Below are 265 nucleotides of genomic sequence, written 5' to 3' on the forward strand. Positions count from 1 at the left end.
CGGTTCCGGCTCCGAGGGCAACGACACCATGCTGCGCCTGGTGCGCCACTACTGGGCGTGCAAGGGCCAGCCGAACAAGAAGGTCATCATCGGCCGCGAGAATGGCTACCACGGCTCCACCGTGGCCGGTGCCAGCCTCGGTGGCATGAAGTTCATGCACGAGCAGGGCGACCTGCCGATTCCCGGCATCGCCCACATCCCGCAGCCGTACTGGTTCGGTGAGGGTGGCGAGCAGTCGCCGGAAGCGTTCGGCATCTGGGCCGCC

Annotated in this window: 1 pseudogene; it reads left to right on the forward strand. The window is 67.5% G+C overall.

What is annotated here, in order from left to right:
* Positions 1–265: pseudogene (locus E4487_RS24115) on the forward strand (aminotransferase class III-fold pyridoxal phosphate-dependent enzyme); the annotation flags it as partial.

Source organism: Pseudomonas sp. BMW13 (assembly GCF_013357275.1).
Taxonomy (GTDB): domain Bacteria; phylum Pseudomonadota; class Gammaproteobacteria; order Pseudomonadales; family Pseudomonadaceae; genus Aquipseudomonas; species Aquipseudomonas khazarica.